Below are 19,219 nucleotides of genomic sequence, written 5' to 3' on the forward strand. Positions count from 1 at the left end.
GGGATGAAATTCATCATTTTTCCCGACAATCCGGAAGCGGACAGGATCAGGAGTATCCTTCCCACCGCGCTCGGCGAGAAAGTGTTGACGCATCGTTCCGGCCGACCGTGGCTTCTGGGCCAGTGGCCCGACTTCGACATCGTCCAGGCTGAGTCGGCACACGCCAGGGTCGCCCTTCTGGGAACGGTGGACATCACCGAGACCGCCCTGGCCGAACGGCTCCGCCGGGTCCGCTCCATACGTGACCTCGACGCCCTGGCGAGCTCGATCGCGGGGTCGTTCCACCTGATCGGCTCCGTGAACGGCACGGTAAGGGCACAGGGCAGCATCTCGACCGCCCGGCAGATCTTCTACGGCACCGTCATGGGCGTCACCGTCGCCGCGGATCGCCCGCAGAGTCTGGCCGAGCTCACGGGGGCCGGGATCGATGAGGAACGTCTGGCGCTGCACCTGCTCACCCCGTTCGGAGCGCCGTGGCCGTTGAACGAGGTAAGCATGTGGAAGGGCGTCCGCGCCCTGACACCGGGGTGCTACCTGGAGATCTCCGCCAACGGCGCCGATCGCCAGGTGCCCTGGTGGACGCCTCCCGAGCCCACGGTCCCGCTGGCCGAGGGAGCGGTGAAGGTCCGCGAGGCCCTGGACGCCGCGGTCACGGCCAGAAGCCGGGGAACCGGCGTCCTCAGCTCGGACTTCTCCGGCGGAGTGGACTCCACCAGCCTGTGTTTCCTCGCCGCCGGGAAGAGCAGCGAGTTGGTCACCGTCCACTACGAGGCCTCGGGCAGCCTGAACGACGACAAGCACTGGACCGACCTCTGCAGAACCGACCTGCCGCACGCCCGGCATCTGACCGTACCGCGCGGCACGGGCCCCGCCCTGTACTCCCCTTTGGCCGAGGCCCGGCTCGACCTTGAGGGGCCTGCTCCTCTGGCCCGCCCCCGCGCGCGCATCGAGCACGTGCTGCGGCTGGCCGCCGAAACCGGTGCCACCCGACACATGCAGGGAACGGGGGGCGACGAGCTGTTCTTCGCCACCACCACCTGCCTGCACTCTCTGTCACGCCAACAACCGCGACGATCCATGCAACACATCAGGGCCGCCGCGTCACGATATCGCTGGAACCTGGCCACCACGGTGCGCCAGATGTCCGCCATCAAGCCCTACGCCCGCTGGCTGGCCAGGAGCACCGACCAGCTCACCGACCAGCGGGTCTGGGGATACGAGACCGGGTGGGAACCGTCCCTCCGCATGCCACCCTGGGCGACCGAGGAGGCCGTGCTGACCGCGCGCAGGTTGATCCGCGAGGCGGCGGCCGCGGGCCCCGAACCGTTCTCCCCCCTGCCGGTCCAGCACGAGATGATCCGCGCCGTACAGGCGAACGGCTGGATCATCCGCGGAGTCTCCCGGATCGCGGAGCAGTTCGGCATCCTGCTGGAGGCTCCGTACACCGATGACCGTGTTCTTGAGGCTGCGCTCTCCATCCGCCTTGAGGACCGGATCTCGCCCACCCACATGAAACCCGTCCTCGCCACCGCGATGCGAGGGCTGGTCCCCCATGTCCTCGACCGCCAGACCAAGGCCGACGGAAGCACCGACTTCTACGAGGGGTTGCGCCGGCACCGGCACGAGCTCTGGGCCATGTGCGAGGACTCACACCTGGCCAGGATGGGTCTCATCGACCCTGAGGCGATCCGCCCGGTCCTCTTCGGAGAGCACGCGGACGCACGGCCGTTCATGCCGTTCGACTCCACGCTGGGTGTCGAACTCTGGCTTCGATCCACAGCCGACCGTGAAGGAGCACCGTGATGGCCTGGCGTCTGCCCGCGCATGTGACGTTCACCGAAACCGACACCGGGGCGGTCCTTCTGGACAACCGCCGCGGCAGATACTGGCAGACCAACGACACCGCGGCGATCGTGCTGAAGTGCCTCATGGCCGAGGGGGACCTCGAATCGGCGGTCGCGGTGCTGCGTGAACGGTACCCGGACGCGGCGGACCGGGCCGCCGACGACGTCCAGCAGATGATCGAGAAGCTGGCCGCGGCCAAGCTGGTGACCCGGTGAGTCCCAAGATGGTGGCGCTTCAGCAGGCCACCGCGCCCCCCTGGCGGCTACGCCCCGTCGTGCTGGCCGCCATCCTCCTGGCCTGGCCGCTGGCCCGTTGCGCCCCCTACCGGTTGCACGCCGTACTCCGCTCCCTGAGCAAAGGGGCCAGGGCGGCGACCGCGGAGGAGGCGGAGCGGGCCAGAAACGCGATCGTGGGCCTGAGCCTCAGGCACGGTGGCCCGCGCTGCCTCGAACGATCCATCGCGATCGCCCTCATGTGCCGGGCGGCGGGCAGCTGGCCGGACTGGTGCGCGGGTGTGAGCACCCACCCCTTCGAGGCCCACGCGTGGGTCGAGGCGGAGGGGGAGCCCATCGGTGAGAACCCCGACGAGATCATTCATTTCTTCATCACCATGAAAGTGTCGGTCCGCTCATGACTGTGCAGAAGACCTCCGTGGAACAGCGGCTCTCATCCGCCGTGGGTCTGGAGCAGGTGAGTCACGTCTACGGCGCGAACGAGACCACCGTCACCGCGCTGAAGAACGTGACGTGGTCCTTCACGCCGGGCTCCTTCACCGCGGTGATGGGGCCCTCGGGCTCCGGCAAGACGACCTTGCTGCAGTGCGTGGCGGGACTGCTCGAACCCACCGACGGCTCGGTTCTCCTCGGCGAGCACCGCCTCAACGGGATGTCGGAGAAGAAGCTGGCGACCATCCGCCGTGACCTGATCGGCTTCGTCTTCCAGGCCTTCAACCTGATCCCGGCGCTCACCGCCGCCGAGAACATCACGCTCCCCCTCCGGCTGGCGCACCGTGCCACGGACCAGGCCTGGATGAACGAACTCGCCAGTCGCGCCGGCATCGCCAACCGCCTGAGCCACCGGCCGCACGAGCTGTCCGGCGGGCAGCAGCAGCGGGTGGCCATCTGCCGGGCGTTGATCACCAAGCCACGCGTCCTCTGCGCCGACGAACCGACCGGTGCCCTGGACAAGGCCTCAAGCAAGGCGGTGCTGTCGGTGCTGCGCGACGCCGTCACCGAACTCGCCCAGACCGTGATCATGGTGACCCACGATCCGGTCGCCGCCGCCCACGCCGACCAGGTGCTCTTCCTCGTGGACGGAAGGATCGTCGACGTCATGACGGCGCCCACCCCCGAGCGGGTGGCCGCCACCATGACGCGTCTGGCAGGTGAGGACTGATGCTGTCCATCGCATGGAGCACGCTGCGGCGTCAGCCGGGCGTGCTGCTCGGGGCGTTCCTGATGATCGCCATCGGGTCCGGCCTGATCAACGCGTTCGCCGTCATCCAGTACTCGGCGACGCACGCGGAGGCACCGGTCGAACGGTACTCGGCCGTCCCCGTCGTGGCGGGAGGGGGCACGGGGCTGTTCACCCAGGAAGCGGTCAAGCGGGTCCGGGGGCTTTCCTCCGTCCGCGAGGTCGTGCCGGAGCTGACGTTCACCGCGATCGTGCTGGACAGGCACGGGCAGCCGGTGCTTCCGCTCACGAGAATCGCGCAGTTCGGTCACGCCGCGGCGAGCGCGAAACTCACCCCCTTCGCTCTCCGTGAGGGCCGGTGGCCCGCCGGCCCCGACGAGGTGGTGCTGGACCGGGAGCTGGCCGAGGCGGCCGAGGTGTCTCTCGGACAGCCGGTGCCGGTGCTCGTGGCCGGCGCGAGCCGTACCTACCGGCTGGCCGGGACGGCGGAGCCCGGATCCTCAACAGGGCCGCTGCCCTACCAGCGCACGCTCTTCTTCGCCGACGAGCGCGCCGCCGAGCTGGCCGGACGCGGCGCCGGACGGGTGGACGCGCTGGGGATCTCCGTCAACTCCGGGTTCAGCCCCGCGACGGTCGCGGCGGAGGTCGAATCCCTGCTGAGCCAGACGGTCCGGGGTGACGCCCCGGGACCGGCGGGACTGCCGACCCTGCGCGTGGCCGCGGGAGCCGACCGCGGCGTACTGGAGGGAAGCCTGCCCGACGACCGGGCGACCGGACAGACCATGAGCATGCTGACCGCGATCGTCGCCCTCATGGCCATCACCGTGATCAGCGGCGCGCTGATCACGTCGATCCGCCGCCGTTCCCGGCAGCTCGCCCTGCTCAGGGCGGTCGGCGCCACCCCGGGACAGGTCAGGTCCCTCTGCCACGCGGAGGCACTGATCCTCACGCTGGTCGGCGGAGTCGTCGGAGGTGTCCTGGGGCTGGGGATGGCCGAACTGCTCGTCGTCGCCCTGCGTTCCAGGGAGATCTTCAACCCGGCGTTCCGGGTGAGCTACAGCGCGCAGCCGATGGTCCTGGCCCTCGTCGCCACCATCCTGGCCGGCCAGGTGGCCGCCTGGCTGACGGCACGCACCGCGTTGAGAATCAGGCCCGCGGAGGCTCTTGCCGACTCCGTCGCGGTGACCGAGCAGACCGGGAAGAGCACTCTCAAGATCGTGGTGGGTGTCCTGGCGCTGGCCGGCGCGGGCACCGTCCAGGTCCTTGGCATGACCGGTCTGATGCCGCCCGCCCTGCGTGGCGTCTACGGCGTGCTGGCGAGCGGGCTGGTCATGGTCGGCATCGGGTTCATCGGTTCCTGGGTGGTCTACGGACTGGCCCGGGCCAGCCGTGCCCCCATCACCGCGCTCTCCTCGGTCAGCGGCTATCTGGCCGCCGCGAACGTACGGTTCCAGCACCGCCGGTACGCGGGGGTCGTGGCACCGCTCGCTGTGGGAGTGGCGATCGCGGGATGGGCCCTGAGCAGCCTCCCGCTCTACACGCTCAGCACGACGGAGGAGGCGGCGGAGCGGATCAGCGCGGACTACATCCTCAGGACGCCGCTGATCCGCGACGCCTACATCGGGCTCAGTGAGAAGACCCGGCAGGAGGTGGCGGGCATCGCCGGTGTCACGGCCACCGTCGGCCTGTGGGACGCCTGGGCTCAGGCCACGCCCGTACGCACGGGATCGGCCGGGGGGATCCAGGACACCGCCGCCACCTACGCGACCGTGACCACCGGCAAGGTCGACGGGCTGCTCGACCTCCAGATCCAGCAGGGCAGACTCTCCGACGAGGGAGTCGCCGTGGGCCACTCCTACGCGCAGCAGCGTGGCATCTCGCTCGGAGACCGGGTGGAGGTACGCATCACGGGCGCGTCGTCCCCGGTCGTCCTGCCGGTCACGGCCGTCTTCGGCCTGGACAAGGGCGGCCAGGAGGGTCTGCTGCTGCCCGGCCGTGCCCTCTCGGGCCATGTGGCCACGCCCGCCTACAACCGGATCCTGGTCCAGGCCGAACCCGCCGCGCAGTCGCGACTCCACGACGTCGCCGGAGGGAGCGGACTGGTCAAGGTCGAGTCGACAGGGGAGTTCCGTCAGCGGTACGTGGCGGAGCGCGCGGCCGGCACCTCCAGCATCGGCATCCTCGCCGTGGTTCTGGTGGGCGGCTTCCTCCTGTTGGCCGCGGTCAGCGCGCTGGTGCTGAGCGCGGTGGACCGCGCCGGGGAGTTCAACTCCTTCCGCCAGATCAGCGCGGCCCCGCGGCAGATCATCGTGATGGTCGTCTACGAGATGGTGCTGACGGTCGTCCCCGCCTGGTTGCTGGGGGTGATGGCGACCGCGTGGATGGCCTTCCTCATGGCGGGCGGAGACGTCGCGGCGGCCGTACGGGCGATGCCCGTGGGCACCCTCGCCACCTTCGGGCTGGTCGGGCTGGTCACCGCCGTCGCCGGATGCCTGGTGGCCTCGCGTACGGCGATGAGAAGCCTCAACCGATTCGAGATGGGCTGATGAACGCCACGACGGGAGACATCCGGACACGCCTGCCCGCCTGGCGGCTCCTGGCGAGCCACAGCCTTCCACACCGCGGACCGCTCCTGGCGGGCGGTGCCCTGAACCTCGTGGGAACCGCGGCCGGACTCGCCCAGCCACTGGTCGCCAAGCAGGTCATCGATGCGATCGGCGTGGGAGGGACGTCGTGGAGCCCGGTGCTGGCACTCGTCGGGCTCGTCGTCCTCAGCGCGCTCTGCGCCGCGTGGGGCACCTACCTGCTGGAACGGGTGGCGGCGTCCGTCGTGTGCCGCGCCCGTGGCAACCTCATCACGAGGATCATGCGTTTACGGGTCGACGCGCTGGACCGCCCCGGCGACCTGATCTCACGGGTGACCTCCGACACGACGCTTCTGAGCGGCGCCGCCTCGCAAGCCCTGGTGGAGCCGCTCAGCGGCGCCCTCATGCTCGTCGGCGGCATCACGCTGATGGCCCTGCTCGACCTTCCGCTGCTCGCCGTCACCGCGGGCATCCTGATCCTCATTCTGGGAGTGGTCGGCCTGGCCATGCCCAGGATCTCGCGCGCCCAGCAGGGTGTGCAGCAGTCGGTCGGAGAGATCACGACGGCTCTGGAACGGGCGCTTGGCGCCTTCCGCACCGTGAAGGCGAGCGGTATGGAGAGCGCCGAGATATCCCGGCTGGGAACCGCCGTCGACCAGGCGTGGCGGCATACCGTCGGCGCGGCGAAGTGGGCCGCGCTCGCCCGGGTCTCCTCGGGGCTCGCCATCCAGGTGGCCTTCCTCACCGTGCTCGGAGCCGGGGCCGCCCGGGTCGCGTCCGGTGATCTCTCCGTGTCCTCGCTGGTGGCGTTTCTGCTGTACCTGTTCAACCTGGGCCAGCCGATCGCGACCCTCGTGCAGGGCGCCACGGAGATGCAGGTGGGCCTGGCCGCCGTACGTCGCATGCGCGAAGTGGAGGACCTGCCGGTCGAGGCGGAGGGGCGGCCCACGGCCACGGTGGACAAGCCCGTCTACCGGCAGGCCACGGCCGCCTTCCAGAAGGTCTCCTTCGGCTACGGCGAGGAGCCCGTCCTGCGCGAGGTCAGCTTCACCGTCGCCGGCGGCGAGGTCACGGCGGTCGTGGGCGCGTCCGGCGCCGGGAAGACCACCCTCTTCTCCCTGCTGGAGCGCTTCTACGAGCCGTCGTCGGGGATCGTCACGCTCGACGGCAAGGACGTGCGGCAGTGGCCGCTGGCCGAACTGCGTCAGCAGATCGGTTACGTCGAGCAGGACGCCCCCGTTCTGGCCGGCACGCTCAGGGAAAACCTGTGTTACGCCACGCAGGAGGTCTCCGAACAGGAGCTGGAACACGCGCTGGCCAGGACGAGGCTCACCGAGTTCGTCGCGAACCTGCCCGACGGTCTCGAAACGCGGATCGGCCACCGGGGCACGACGCTCTCCGGTGGCCAGCGTCAGCGGATAGCCATCGCACGTGCCCTGCTGCGTCGTCCGCGGATCCTGCTGATGGACGAGGCGACCTCCCAGCTCGACGCGGCCAACGAGCTCGCGCTGCGGGAGACGATGACCGCCGTGGCGAAGACGACCACGGTCGTCATGATCGCCCATCGGCTCTCCACCGTGGTGGGGGCCGACCGCATCGTGGTGTTGGAGGGCGGGCGGGTGCGTGCCAGCGGAACCCACGAGGAACTGCTGGCGGCGGACGGCTTCTATCGGGAACTCGTCGGCAGCCAGCTCCTTTCCGGCCGGCGCGCCTGAGGAATGCCGTGATCGACGAGATACGCTCACGCCCCGCCGGCCCTGTCCGGGTGAAGGTCCCGGTGAGGCTCTACGGAACCCGTTACGACCAGGTCCCTTTCGGTGGGCTGGTGGAAAGGTTCGCCGACCGTCACCGAAGCCTCCTGAGAGCGAAGGCCGCGGCCTTCGAGGACGTCCTCACCGAGGACGCCTGGGACTCCCTGACGGCGAACCTGATCGACGGCCTGGTCTCCGTCAGCCACCAGACTCTGATCTTCGAGCTCAACGAGTCACGGACCGGCGGGCTGCTCACCGGAGAGACGCCCGAGGACAGATATCGCCATTACAACGACCACCTGCTGGGTGACCCGTCCTACCTCGCCACTCTTTCCGGCAGGTACCCCGGGCTCGGCCGGGCTCTGCTGAGCCATGCGGAGAACTGGCTGACGAACTCCCTGGAGCTGCTCTCCCGGCTCACCACCGATCTTCCTCTGCTTCGGCGGCATGGATGGATATCGGAGGGCACGACGACGGTCGACGCGCTCCGCTGCGGCCTCGGGGATCCGCACAACGGCGGCCGATCCGTCACAGAGGTGGCCTTCCACGGCGGAGTCCGGGTCATCTACAAGCCCCGGCCACTCGACGCCGAGGAGCTGTACGGCCAGGCCGTCACGTTGCTCAACGACCTGAACGGTCTCGGCGACCACGGCGACAGGGCCGAACTACGGGCGATGCGGGTCATCAACCGGGGCCGGTACGGCTGGTGCGAGTTCATCGGTCACAGTCCCGCCTCCGGTCGCGAGGCAATCAGCAGGTTCTACCGCCGGATCGGCTCCTGCGCCGCGCTGCTGACCTGTCTGGCCGCCACCGACATCCACATGGAGAACCTCAGGGCGGCGGGCGAGTTCCCCGTTCCGATCGATCTCGAAACCGTTCTCCAGCCCTTGCCCTCCTCCTCGGCCGCCGCGGACTCCGCCGCGGACAGGGCCTTCGCGTCGCTCTCCCGAAGCGTCCTGGCCACCGCGATGGTCCCCGGACGGCAGCTCCCCCTGGAAACCAGTGCGATAGGCGGTGGGCTGGGCGGTCCGAGGTCGCTGAGAAGGCTCGCCCTGGTCGCGCCGTTCACCGACGTGATGCGGACAGGGCTGATACCCGCGACCCTGGAGAAGACCGGGAACCTTCCCTTCCTGAACCACGGGCGGGTTCAGCCCGCGGCCCACGTCCCCGATGTCGTCCGGGGATTCCTGGACGCCTACGACGCCATCGCGGCGAACAAGCCCGCCTTCCTCGCGCTGGTCCGCCGGTTCCGCGACGCCGAGATCCGCTATCTGCCCCGGCCGACCCAGGTCTACGGCGTGCTGTTGGGCGAGCTCCATCATCCTCGTCGTTTTCGAGAGCCCCTGGAGACGGGGGAGCTCTGGCCCGAACCGGCCGAGGCGGAGCGGGACCGGTTGCTGGCCGAGGCGGAGCGAGGCCAGTTGCTGGCCGGGGACGTTCCCCGCTTCTTCACCAGCGCCTCGTCGACCTCGCTCCGTTTCGGGGAGGACGGCGAGATCGACGGCTTCTTCCACGAGACGGGCTGTGAGGCGGTCGAGCGCAGGCTGCGGATGTTCGGCGCCGAGGACCGTGCCGCCCAGCTGGACATCCTGACCTCCGCTCTCAGCACCCTGCCGCACTCCTCGCCCCCCTCCGTCCTCGCCTCCTCCCGCCCGGCTTCCGGGCGGAGGAGCCTGCGGGACAGCACCCGTGAGGCCGTCGACGCGCTGGCCGACGAGGCGATCCTCGGAAGAACGGACTGTACCTGGATCGGTCTGGCCGGAGACAGCGCGAGCGACGAGCCACGCACCTATGGGGCACTTCCCACAAGGCTGTACGACGGGCTGTCCGGTATGGCCCTCATGTTTGGCTACGCGGCGAAGGTGTACGGGGACGATCGTTATCTTGGGCTGGCGTCACGGAGCATGCGTCCGGTTCTCGCCGAACTGCGGAACGAACGGCTGGTCGGCGCGTACACGGGAATGGCGGGTACGTTCTACGTCCTGGCGCACCTGGCGGTGCTGACCGCCGACGAGACCCACCTCGACGTCATCGACCACTGGACCCCGCTCTTCATCAGGAACATCGGTGAGCGGTGGGAACCCGGCCTGGTCTCAGGGCTGGCCGGGGCGGCCGTGGTGGCCTGCGACCTCTACGAACGACATGGCCTCTCCGGGCTGAAGCCGGCGATCGCCCTCTGCGTCGAGCGGCTGACGGGCTCTCCGTGGGATGACGTGGACGACGGCTTCGCCAACGGGAGGGCCGGAATCGGCTGGGCGCTGCTCAGGTCCGGCCGGGCCCTGAAGGATGCCGGAGCAGAGGAGGCGGGACTCCAAGCCCTGGCCTCCGGCCGGGGCATGACGGCCGCTGAGCCTCACTGGTGCAGTGGCGCCGCGGGAACGGGAGTCTCCCGGCTGCTCGCCCACCGCCTGCGGCCCTCCCCGGCGTTCGTCGAAGAGGTGGCCGGAGCCCTGCCCGTGGTCACGAGGAAAAACCCGCCCGCCGACCACGGTCTCTGCCACGGGGGGCTTGGTGGTCTGGAGTTCCTCCAGCTCACAGCCGAACGCCTCCCCCGGCTGGGGCGAGAGCCGTACCGGCGGATGAGGCGGGATCTCGTGGCGAGCGGCGCCGTCGTCGCACACGCGCACGGCGGCCGTTTTCCCGGGCTGCTCACCGGAAGGGCCGGAGCCTGCCTGTCCCTGTTGCGGCTGGTGGCCCCGGAAGAGGTGCCTTCTGTGCTCTCCCTAGAAGGGGCAAAAAAGACATGAGGGATTTTTCATTATGAATACTGATAATCGCGTACGGCGTCGCGAGCTCTTCAACAAGGACGCGGACGGCTACCGTTCATCGCGGCCCGGCTACCCCACCCGCGCCTACCGGCTTCTTGAGGAGGCCGGCGCACTGCGCCCCGGCGCCAAGGTCCTGGAGATCGGCGCGGGCAGCGGGCAGGCCACCCGGGAACTGCTGGACCGGGGCGCCGATGTCTGCGCCGTGGAACTGGGGGCCGACTTCGCGGCCCGGCTCCGTGCCGAGTTCCACGACCGGCCGCTCACCGTGATCGAAGGTGACTTCGACACGCTCCCCGACCTCAGCGGGGACTTCGACCTTGTGGTGTGCGCCTCAAGCCTGCACTGGCTGGACAGGTCCACCGCTCTGCGGAGGATCGCGTGCCTGCTTCGCCCCGGCGGCTGGATCGCGGCGTGGTGGACCGTCTACGGAAACCCGGCAAGGCCCACTCCTTTCCGCAGCGCGCTCAACGCCGTTCTTCGCCACCACCGCCCTGCGGGAGTCCTGGATGTTGTCGGACCGTTCGACCGTGATGTCTGGATCGAAGCGTTGGGCGCCGCCTCCTTCGAGGGCATCCGGACGGAGGTGATCCAGTGGCCGATGACGATGTCGGCCCAGGAGCTCTCCCGGCTGTACGCCACCTTCGCCGCAGTCCGGGAACTCTCCGAACCGGTCAGGGACGCCCTTCTGCGGGACATCGAGGCCACCGCGGAGGCGCTCGGCGGCCGGGTGACGGAACACTGCGTCACCGTTGCCTACCTGGCCCGGCGAAACCTGCTGGGCTGACCCTCGTGCCGCACGACGAACAGCCCCCTGGAAGCGTCCGTAGCGCCCACCTGGCGACCATGGCCGCCGACCACGCCCAGCTGAGCTACGAGTATCTCAATTCCGGTGACATCGACGCCTACACCTCTCTCTTCGAGAAGGACGCCGTGTTGCACCGCCCGGAGCTGACCATCTACGGAAGAGAGGAACTGGAACGCTACCACCAGCGGCACGCCGGTCTCCGCCGTTACTCGGTGAGCAGGATCATGGTCTCGGCCTGCGGGGAGCACGTCGTCGTCATCGGCAGCACGACGGAGACGACCGCCGGCGAGCAGACGGGTTTCGCCGACGTGTTCACCGTTTCGAGCTGCGGCCTGTTCATCTCTCAGCGAGCCTTCCACTTCGCTCTCGGACGACGAGGTCCGCGATGATCCTCCCGGCCTCCCTTGTCCACTGCGTCGCCTCCCGTTCCTGGAACAGCGCCTGAGCCTTCTCCGCCAGCTCCCGCGCCTGGACGACGTCTCCCTGGACGGCCAGGACCCGAGCCAGGTCGAGCCGTATCTGAGCCGCGCCGAGATCGTCCATGACGCTTTCCCGGATCTCAGCCGCGTGACGCAGGGCCCGCTCGCTCAGATCGAACTTCCGGCGATGACCGTAGACGACGCCGAGACTGTGCAGGGCGTAGCTCTCGCCGATGATGTCACTGTTCTCCCGCACCATTCGCAGAACGGCGCTCCCCACCTCTTCGGCCTGCTTGTAGTTCGCGCTCAGAAGATGCGCCTTGCCGAGCTTGTGCATCACCTGGGCCTCCACCCGGAGGCTGCCCGTCTGTCTGGCGATGTTCAGCGCATGGCCCAGCTGCGCCTCCGCCTCCGCGTACCGTCGCCCGTCGAGTTCGATCTGGGCGAGCTTGGCCAGGACGTGGGCCTCCCCGACCAGGTCGCCGACCTGTTGGAAACCGGTGAGCGCCTGCCTGTACAGGTGTTCTGCCCTGTCCGGTGAGCCCTGGCGGTATTCGAGCATCGCGAGGTTCCGCAACGCCAGCGCCATTCCGTGCGTCTCCCCGAGCTCCTGGAACCGGGTGAAGGCCAGCTCCAGCAGGGGCCGTGCCAGGGCCGGCCTCTGCTGGTTGAGGTGCATCGAGCCGAGTGAACACATGAGCGCCGCCATGCCTCGCTCGTTACCGGCCAGCCGAGCGGCGCTGAGGGCGCTCTCGTGAGTGTCCTGCCAGTCCTCGAAGTAGCTGCGTGTCTCGAAGAGGGTGACCAAGGTGACCGTCAGGTCCCAGCACACCTCGACCAGACCGTGTTCTCCGGCCAGGACCACCGCCGCGCAGAGATTGGCCCGTTCCTGCTCCAGCCAGTCGAGGGGACGCGTCAGGAGGCGGTCGAGCTGGTCCTCGGGCAACCTCCAGCGCGGCGCGTCCCCGTGCAGCAGGGTGTAGTCACCGCCGTACAGCCGCCGATGCGCCTCCTCCGCGAGGTGCAGCCAGCAGCCCAGCACGCGTTCGAGAGCGGCCGTCTTGCCTGTGTCGTCCTCGTGCTCGTCCAACCTCTCCCGTGAGAAGGCGCGGATGAGGCCGTGGAACTTGTAGCGCGGGTAACCACCGCCGTCGATGCCCGCCACGTCCAGCAGCCGGGCGTCGACGAGCTCCTCAAGGCGGTCCATGGCCCGATACGTCTCGCCGTCGAGTACGGCCGCGGCGAACCAGTAGGGAATCGTCTCGCCTTCCGCCAGGCCGAGCAGGTCCAGCAGCCGACGGGCCGTCTCACCCATCCCGTCGTAGGTGAGCGACAGGCTCTTCCTGACGACCATCTCACCGTGGGCCAGTTCGTCGAGGCGATACCGTTCGTCGGTCAGCCTTCGCACCATCGAGGCCAGCGACCAGTGGGGGCGGGCGGCCAGCCGGGCCGCCACGATCCGCAGGGCGAGCGGCAACCCTCCGGTCATGTGGGTCAGGGCGGAGGCGGCGTTCGGCTCGGCCGCCACCCGGTCGGCTCCGATGACCTTGGCGATGAGCGCCAGGGAGCTGGCCTCCTCCATGACGTCCACCTCAAGCTGCAGCGCGCCGGGCAGGCCGGTCAGGCGGGCCCGGCTGGTGATGATGACGGCGCAGCCGCCGCTGCCGGGAAGCAGCGGCATCACCTGGGTCTCGCTGACCACGTCCTCAAGGACCACCAGCATCCGCTTGTCGGCCAGCAGACTGCGGTACATGGCGATCCGCTCCTCCACACTCCCGGGTACGGCGGGGCCGTGGATCCCCAGCGAGCGCAGGAAGGTGCCAAGCACGTCCGCCACGGGCGCGTTCTGCTGCTGACTGCCTCGCATGTCCCGGTAGAGCTGGCCCTCGGGGAAGACCTTCGCGAGACGGTGCGCGACGTGTACGGCCAGGCAGCTCTTTCCGGCACCGGCCTTGCCGGTGATCACCACGACCGGCGTCGCGGTGTTGCCACTGACGCGTAGGAACTCCTCGGCCGCGTCCACCAGGTCGTCGTGGCCGGTGAAGTCCTGGATGTCGGCGGGCAGTTGGTGCGGGGGAATCCGCAGGGAGGGCGCCGGCTGATCCGGTGTGAGCGTGACGGCCTCCCTTCCCGCATCGGCGAGCAGCAGCGAGTCGTCGCCCTGGAGGATGGCCGCCTCCAGCCGCTGCAGCTTCTCCCCCGGTTCCAGGCCGAGTTCGCCCACCAGCAGGGCTCGCCCCATGCGGTAGACCTCCAGCGCGTCGGCCTGCCGTCCCGACCTGTGCAGGGCGAGCATGAGCTGACCGCGCAGCCGTTCACGCAGCGGGGTGTGCTCCACCAGATCGGTCAGCTCACCGACCAGTTCACGATGCCTGCCCAGGCTCAGCTCGATGTCTATGCAGCACTCCAGCGCGGCCTGCCGGGCCTCGTCCAGCCGCAGCGCCTTGCCCTCCAGCAGGCGGCTGACGGCACCGCCGAGAGCGGGGCCGCGCCACAGGGAGAGCGCCTGCCGTAATGTGGCCGCCGCCTCGGCGGCATCCACCTGCGCCAGGTGGTCGGCCTCCCTCACCATCGTTTCGAAACGGTAGGAGTCCAGGTCTTCCAGCGATATCTGCAGACAGTATCCGGGCGAACGCCGAATGATTTCCCCCTTGGCCGGGATGAGGGCCAGCAGCCGCCTCAGTGCCGAAATGCAGATCTGTACCTGGCCGCGCGCGCTCGGCGGGGGGTCCTCACCCCAGACGGCGTCGATGAGGTGCTCGGTACTGACGATGTGATTGGCCTGCAGCAGCAAAGCACCGAGGATGATCGGTTGCCTGCCGGGTGAAATGGAAATAGGTACTTCACCGTCGTGCAGATCGATAGGGCCGAGGATACGGAATGGAGCCGTCGCGCCTGTTGCCATAGCTCACCTTTGCATTGCAGCAAACAACCCAAATGGATTAGGAAACTTTGCGCATCCCCAGAACCTCATAGGCTCTCCAGCCGATTACATCAATGTATATCGAGATATAGCGAAGGTCGAGAGAATTCCCCCGGTCACACCGTTTCCCTCACATCCCGGCCACCCGGACAGGGAGTCAGGCACGAGAACCCCCGACCACCTCGTCCGCACATCAGATCCACCGGAAGGCGCACGGAACCGGTACGACGTTCACCGCATCATCGGCAGTGACCGGGCCGACCGTCGGCCGGTCATGCGACCGACACCGTCCCGAGAGATTTCTCCCGCGTTCCCCTGCCCGCGGAACCGATCAATGTCGTCACCGGTTGTTCCCCACCGCCCCCTCCGAGGAAATACGCATCTCCAGCATCGCCTCACAGAGCCGGCAACCGTTCCGGGAGAACCGGAGCCACCCCCAAGATCCACCTTCAAGTCCGTCCGAAGAAAAACGCGGCAACGGTGAGGCGGCCGCCCTGGATCACACACGTCCGCACCCCCTAAAAAACGCCCCTGCGGAGAAACGCCCCATCCGACATGTAGACGACCGGGCACGCAGCGTACATGTGCGGGAACAGTCGCGTTTGATCGATGAAGCGGTCACGGCATCCCACCGAACAATCCCCTCGCCCCGATCTCGTTCGGCCGGACGACGGATCCCCCGATCACAGCCGCCAGGGGGCAGCACGCCGGCCTGAATCAGCAAGCTTCCGGGATGCAGGAACGAACAGCCACGCACCCCAACACGTCAGTTATGCCAATAAATTTCCATATCTGGCACGTTATGAACGTATCGAAAGTTTGCACGGCGGTACATTCGGTGTCAAGCTTGCGTGAGGCATCCGAGGGGGACATCACTTTCCAGTGCTACGAGAAGCCTCACTCTCAAGTACTACGACCGGAGGGAGCCATGTCTGCGAGGGCCTATCGCCAGCCACTGGCGGAGCTAGTTGACCACCTGTTTCTGACCGTCCTTCAGCAAGACGGGACCTCTTACAGCTACGAACAGGTGGCCAGGGAGATCACAGAGCGAGGCACCCCGATCTCACACACGACACTCTGGCGGATACGGACCGGCAAGACCGACGACCTGTCGGTCTCCCATCTGGCCGGTATCGCCGATTTCTTCGGCGTCGACTTGGCGTACTTCTTCGACGAAGCCTATGCCGCCAAAGTCGACGCCGAGTTGGAGCTGCGAATCGCGATGCAGAACGTAGGTATACGCAAGGTCGCGATGCGAGCCGTGGGGCTGTCGTCGATGGGGGTGGAGAGTCTCACCAAGATCGTCAATGTGATCCGTGAGATGGAAGGCCTGCCGCCGTTCGACTCCGAGGCCGAACCCGATGCCCAACCGTAGTCAGCGACACATCCCGTTGTCACAGCAGAAGGCCGTCGCGCCTTCCGCATGGTCGTTGACGGTTGCACCAGGGTTCCGACGGTAAACCGCCGGGAGCGACACCACCACCCACAGCCATCACGCGATCTTCGGATGCCCCCGGGAACTCCGAACGGTCACGTGGTGGCCGTCCACCCGTGGCCCCGGCCGGCGAAGCGCGGTTCAGACCTCCACCGCGGGATCGAACGCCGTCTCCCCCGTTCCTTCGGCGGGTTCGAGGCGGAAGACAGCGGTGCGCACGGTATGAGGAACGATCGTCTCCAGACTGTCGCCCGCGCCGAACGGAAACGCCTCGGTCGCGAAGGGAAGGTCCAGAACGGACAGATACGTTCTGATGACCCGGGCCGCCTCCTCGCCTTCGACAAGAAGAGTTCGCGACGGCCCCCTCTCCTCACCGTGAACGTGACACTCACCAGAGGCGAGGAGATTTTTCACCCACTGTCGTTGCCTGTTCGGCGCGACCAGGTAATGTTCACCGGAAAGCTGGACAACGGCGATAGGCGTCCGGCGGGGCTGCCCGGTGTGACGACCTCGCGTCTGGATGACACGCAACGCGTATGCCGCTTCACGATAAGGCTGAAGGGGCATGTGCAAGATCTTCTCGATCATCGTGGCATTGATGTCACGCGGGTCCGTACTCGGACTGTTCATAATTCCCCGTTTACCTGTGGTCAGCAGCGATTCCCGGACCGGATCTTGGAGGAGTCTAGTGGCTTCCTCCCACACTGTGTAGTTCTGCGTCAATGAGGAAGGCGCCGAGATCCGCATCCAGCGGGATGACCTGGCCCCTGGATCGGCACGGACAAGACCCATGCGAAAAGCAGCGGCCCGCGCCTGCGTGGCTTCGTGAACTCCCGGCCGCCGGAACATTGCAACGGGACGGGACCGGTGGTTCGCCTTGTCGCCACCGCTTGCGGGAAACCAGGAATCCTCACCCTATGACGACGACGCCTGCCATGGCGTTGAACGGGGCAGCGGACGGGTCGGTCACAGGACTCACCTGACCATCGGGATTCGCCGCCGGCGTCAGATGCGCGGCAAAAATTCTCAGGAGCAGTTGAACAAGGAAATCCACCGCCGGACCGATGTCATGGGAGTATTCCCCAACGGGGAGATGATCGTGTGGCTGGTCGGTGCCGTTCCAGCCGAGGCGTGGGAGAGGCCGGGCATTGCTCTCGATCCGAGTTTCGGAAAGGAACAAATCTGCCTTTCGGACGGTGCCACTCACGCCACGGGTGCCCGCGACAATCACCATGGCCGGGAAAGGCCCGGCTTCGTCACCAGGACGCCGCCGGTGGACACGGGCAGGAGACCACCGGTACGCGGACCAGGTTCGGACGGGAGAATCCGCCCCGGCCCCGAACCTCCCGCCCTGGTCAGGGGCGTCGGGAAAACATCTCCGCACTCTCGTGGAAGCCGTCGGAGAACCAACATCAGAACCTACGAGAACGGCACCTCTTATTGGTCACGGGAAACAGGGTGGACACGGGGAGCGATATGCGGGAAAGCACAGTGCGACGAAGGTGCCGCGAACTGCTCCGACAGCTCGACATCCGCCCTCCGCTTGACGTCGCCGACCTGTGCAGAAGATTCGGCGAATGGCGCAACCGACCGGTCAGGCTCGTGCCCCACCCTTTCGAGGTACCGGGCCCCTCGGGATTGTGGGTACAGACCGAATCAGCCGACTACATCTTCTACCAGGAGAGGACCTCCGCACCCCACCAGGACCATATTATTCTGCACGAACTGGGCCACATCTTCGCCGACCACCCAAGCGACGAGCTGAACATCGCCGGCCAGGAACCGCAGACGTCGAGCTCGTTTCCCCCCGCCACGCGAATACTACGGCGGACGTGCTACGACACGGACCACGAAAGGGAAGCCGAACTCATCGCCACCATCATCCTTGAATGGGCCAGCGTCCTCAAAGCCACGCACTCTCTCCTTCTGGACGAGAACGCCCCTCAGGGAGAACAACTGAACACGTCGTTGGTCAACCACCAGGGATGGCTGTGAGCATCTCCTTCGTACTCTCCGTCATCACCCTCGTCGTCTTCGCGATCCTGACCATCAAGGTCATCCAGGTACGCCGCGCCCCGGAGGACCTTCCGCTGCGCGCCGTCACAGCCGGGGTGGGCTGCCTCTTCCTGTCCGTCTTCGTGAACCTCCCGGGCGTCAGGACGGCTCTCGACGGCGTACGGCTCGGGGCTCCGAAGCTGTTCGTCAACCTCATCACACTTCTCGGCACATATTTTGTGCTCGCATTTTTCTTCTATTCGATATACGGGCAGAACGCCATTCGCCGTATGCGCCGTGAACGCGTTCTTCTGCTACTGACGTGCGGCGTACTCGTGACCACCTGGTTCATCGCCTCGCCCACGGTGCGTGAGGCCCCCGCGGATCTCCGGAACGGTTACGACCTCCAGGCCAGAATCTTTCTCATCACCGCTCTGGCCTACATGACGTACACCCTCACGAGGTCGCTGGAGCTGGTGAGGAAGTACACTCGTGCGGCGGCCGGCCGCCACGTGCGCCTCGGGATGAGAATCTTCCACGCCTCGCTCCACCTTCTTATCGCCGGAGCGTTCCTCAAAATCGCCGTCCTGCTGCTTCAGGGCTTGGGAACGACGGTTGACTCGCCTCTGCTGCAGATCCCGAACACCGGTTATCTACTGCTGGTCGGAATCGGAATCGCCGGCTTCGCACTGGGGCTCGGCTACCCTCTGGCCGCAGGAATGATCCTGGAGATACCCGTCCGGGCCCGGCACAGAGGCCTGTACCGACAGCTGGAACCCTTGTGGCTCGTTCTCCACGAGGAGTTCCCCGATCTCTCCCTGACCGCGAGCAAGACGTCACGGTGGCGCGAGGTGCTGCGATGGCAGAGCGTTCACCGCAGCTACTACCGCCGTGTCATCGAAATCCGCGACGGTCTCGTCCTTCTCGCCCCCTACTACGATCACGAGGTCGCGCGGCAGGCGCAGACGGCCGGAGCCGGGAAGGGGCTCTCCGGGTCGGAGCTGGAAAGCTTCGTGCAGGCCAACCTCATCGTGCACGCCCTGAAGGCCAAGGCGTCCGGAAGCCAGTCGAGGCACGCCGACCTGATCTCGCTGAATGGCGGTCACAACCTGGATTCGGACTCGGAGTGGCTGGCCGGACTGTCCGGGTGGGTCCAGCGGCTGACAAGGGAATCCACGTCCTGACCGGCCCCGTTCACCGGGTCCCCACCATGACCGGCCCTGAAATCGCGCGGCGTCCGTCCGACCGCCCACCAGGGTTGACCTCAACTCAAGTCGAGG

General features: G+C 67.5%; 14 protein-coding genes and 1 pseudogene. 13 read left to right on the plus strand and 2 right to left on the minus strand.

The annotated features are described in order from the left end of the window. The first annotated feature begins 3 nt into the window (after positions 1 to 3). The 9 genes from ACFOYY_RS30140 to ACFOYY_RS30180 all read left to right on the plus strand — a co-directional run bounded on the left by ACFOYY_RS30140 (position 4) and on the right by ACFOYY_RS30180 (position 11,556). Positions 4 to 1,803: an asparagine synthase-related protein gene (locus ACFOYY_RS30140; protein ID WP_386194243.1), complete on the plus strand. Its 1,800-nt coding sequence runs from the start codon at positions 4 to 6 to the stop codon at positions 1,801 to 1,803. Next, positions 1,803 to 2,060, plus strand: a complete 258-nt coding sequence (locus ACFOYY_RS30145) for a lasso peptide biosynthesis PqqD family chaperone (protein ID WP_352014866.1) — start codon at positions 1,803 to 1,805, stop codon at positions 2,058 to 2,060. The genes ACFOYY_RS30140 and ACFOYY_RS30145 overlap by 1 nt, the downstream gene beginning before the upstream one ends. Further along, entirely contained in the window at positions 2,057 to 2,479 is a 423-nt protein-coding gene (locus ACFOYY_RS30150; RefSeq protein ID WP_352014867.1) for a lasso peptide biosynthesis B2 protein, read from the plus strand. The genes ACFOYY_RS30145 and ACFOYY_RS30150 overlap by 4 nt, the downstream gene beginning before the upstream one ends. Then, the gene (locus ACFOYY_RS30155) at positions 2,476 to 3,240 is read left to right on the plus strand and encodes an ABC transporter ATP-binding protein (protein WP_352014868.1); all 765 of its coding nucleotides are present in this window, start codon (positions 2,476 to 2,478) and stop codon (positions 3,238 to 3,240) included. Before ACFOYY_RS30150 ends, ACFOYY_RS30155 begins: the two co-directional genes overlap by 4 nt. Then, entirely contained in the window at positions 3,240 to 5,804 is a 2,565-nt protein-coding gene (locus tag ACFOYY_RS30160) for an ABC transporter permease (protein ID WP_386194248.1), read from the plus strand. The genes ACFOYY_RS30155 and ACFOYY_RS30160 overlap by 1 nt, the downstream gene beginning before the upstream one ends. Continuing rightward, positions 5,804 to 7,558: an ABC transporter ATP-binding protein gene (locus ACFOYY_RS30165; protein ID WP_352014870.1), complete on the plus strand. Its 1,755-nt coding sequence runs from the start codon at positions 5,804 to 5,806 to the stop codon at positions 7,556 to 7,558. Before ACFOYY_RS30160 ends, ACFOYY_RS30165 begins: the two co-directional genes overlap by 1 nt. A gap of 110 nt (positions 7,559 to 7,668) precedes the next feature. Beyond that, a complete protein-coding gene (lanM, locus tag ACFOYY_RS30170; protein WP_386194251.1) occupies positions 7,669 to 10,341 on the plus strand; it encodes a type 2 lanthipeptide synthetase LanM in 2,673 nt (890 codons plus the stop codon). Between the two features lie 13 nt (positions 10,342 to 10,354). Next, entirely contained in the window at positions 10,355 to 11,146 is a 792-nt protein-coding gene (locus ACFOYY_RS30175; RefSeq protein WP_386194254.1) for a class I SAM-dependent methyltransferase, read from the plus strand. Positions 11,147 to 11,151: 5 nt separating this feature from the next. Continuing rightward, complete coding sequence (locus ACFOYY_RS30180) at positions 11,152 to 11,556, plus strand: nuclear transport factor 2 family protein (RefSeq protein ID WP_362783946.1); 405 nt, start codon at positions 11,152 to 11,154, stop codon at positions 11,554 to 11,556. On the opposite strand, the gene ACFOYY_RS30185 is transcribed toward ACFOYY_RS30180, so the two are convergent. Next, positions 11,504 to 14,380, minus strand: coding sequence for an AfsR/SARP family transcriptional regulator (locus ACFOYY_RS30185; protein WP_386194258.1), 2,877 nt, complete (start codon positions 14,378 to 14,380; stop codon positions 11,504 to 11,506). The genes ACFOYY_RS30180 and ACFOYY_RS30185 overlap by 53 nt on opposite strands. 1,057 nt (positions 14,381 to 15,437) lie before the next feature. Between ACFOYY_RS30185 and ACFOYY_RS30190 the strand changes: the two genes are divergently transcribed. Beyond that, on the plus strand, positions 15,438 to 15,884 hold the full coding sequence (locus ACFOYY_RS30190) for a helix-turn-helix domain-containing protein (protein ID WP_352014875.1): 447 nt from the start codon (positions 15,438 to 15,440) through the stop codon (positions 15,882 to 15,884). A 201-nt stretch (positions 15,885 to 16,085) separates the two neighbouring features. Here ACFOYY_RS30190 and ACFOYY_RS30195 read toward each other — a convergent pair whose 3' ends face one another. After that, on the minus strand, positions 16,086 to 16,532 hold the full coding sequence (locus ACFOYY_RS30195) for a nitroreductase/quinone reductase family protein (RefSeq protein WP_352014876.1): 447 nt from the start codon (positions 16,530 to 16,532) through the stop codon (positions 16,086 to 16,088). 433 nt (positions 16,533 to 16,965) lie between these two features. On the opposite strand from ACFOYY_RS30195, the pseudogene ACFOYY_RS30200 reads away from it, so the two are divergent. From ACFOYY_RS30200 to ACFOYY_RS30210, 3 genes and pseudogenes are all read left to right on the plus strand, one after another. Further along, positions 16,966 to 17,073: pseudogene (locus ACFOYY_RS30200) on the plus strand (transposase); the annotation flags it as partial. Positions 17,074 to 17,402: 329 nt separating this feature from the next. Next, a complete protein-coding gene (locus ACFOYY_RS30205) occupies positions 17,403 to 17,939 on the plus strand; it encodes a hypothetical protein (protein WP_386194335.1) in 537 nt (178 codons plus the stop codon). Beyond that, positions 17,930 to 19,123 (plus strand): MAB_1171c family putative transporter, encoded by a 1,194-nt coding sequence (locus ACFOYY_RS30210; RefSeq protein WP_386194263.1) that lies wholly within the window; start codon positions 17,930 to 17,932, stop codon positions 19,121 to 19,123. Before ACFOYY_RS30205 ends, ACFOYY_RS30210 begins: the two co-directional genes overlap by 10 nt. Positions 19,124 to 19,219 lie beyond the last annotated feature (96 nt).

Origin of the sequence: Streptosporangium jomthongense, assembly GCF_042650425.1 — a bacterium.
Lineage (GTDB): Bacteria > Actinomycetota > Actinomycetes > Streptosporangiales > Streptosporangiaceae > Streptosporangium.

Coding starts and splice junctions, on each gene's coding strand:
- ACFOYY_RS30195 (WP_352014876.1), bottom strand. CDS start 16,532: ATGATCGAGAAGATCTTGCACATGCCCCTTCAGCCTTATCGTGAAGCG.
- ACFOYY_RS30165 (WP_352014870.1), top strand. CDS start 5,804: ATGAACGCCACGACGGGAGACATCCGGACACGCCTGCCCGCCTGGCGG.
- ACFOYY_RS30175 (WP_386194254.1), top strand. CDS start 10,355: ATGAATACTGATAATCGCGTACGGCGTCGCGAGCTCTTCAACAAGGAC.
- ACFOYY_RS30140 (WP_386194243.1), top strand. CDS start 4: ATGAAATTCATCATTTTTCCCGACAATCCGGAAGCGGACAGGATCAGG.
- ACFOYY_RS30210 (WP_386194263.1), top strand. CDS start 17,930: ATGGCTGTGAGCATCTCCTTCGTACTCTCCGTCATCACCCTCGTCGTC.
- ACFOYY_RS30155 (WP_352014868.1), top strand. CDS start 2,476: ATGACTGTGCAGAAGACCTCCGTGGAACAGCGGCTCTCATCCGCCGTG.
- ACFOYY_RS30190 (WP_352014875.1), top strand. CDS start 15,438: ATGTCTGCGAGGGCCTATCGCCAGCCACTGGCGGAGCTAGTTGACCAC.
- ACFOYY_RS30160 (WP_386194248.1), top strand. CDS start 3,240: ATGCTGTCCATCGCATGGAGCACGCTGCGGCGTCAGCCGGGCGTGCTG.
- ACFOYY_RS30145 (WP_352014866.1), top strand. CDS start 1,803: ATGGCCTGGCGTCTGCCCGCGCATGTGACGTTCACCGAAACCGACACC.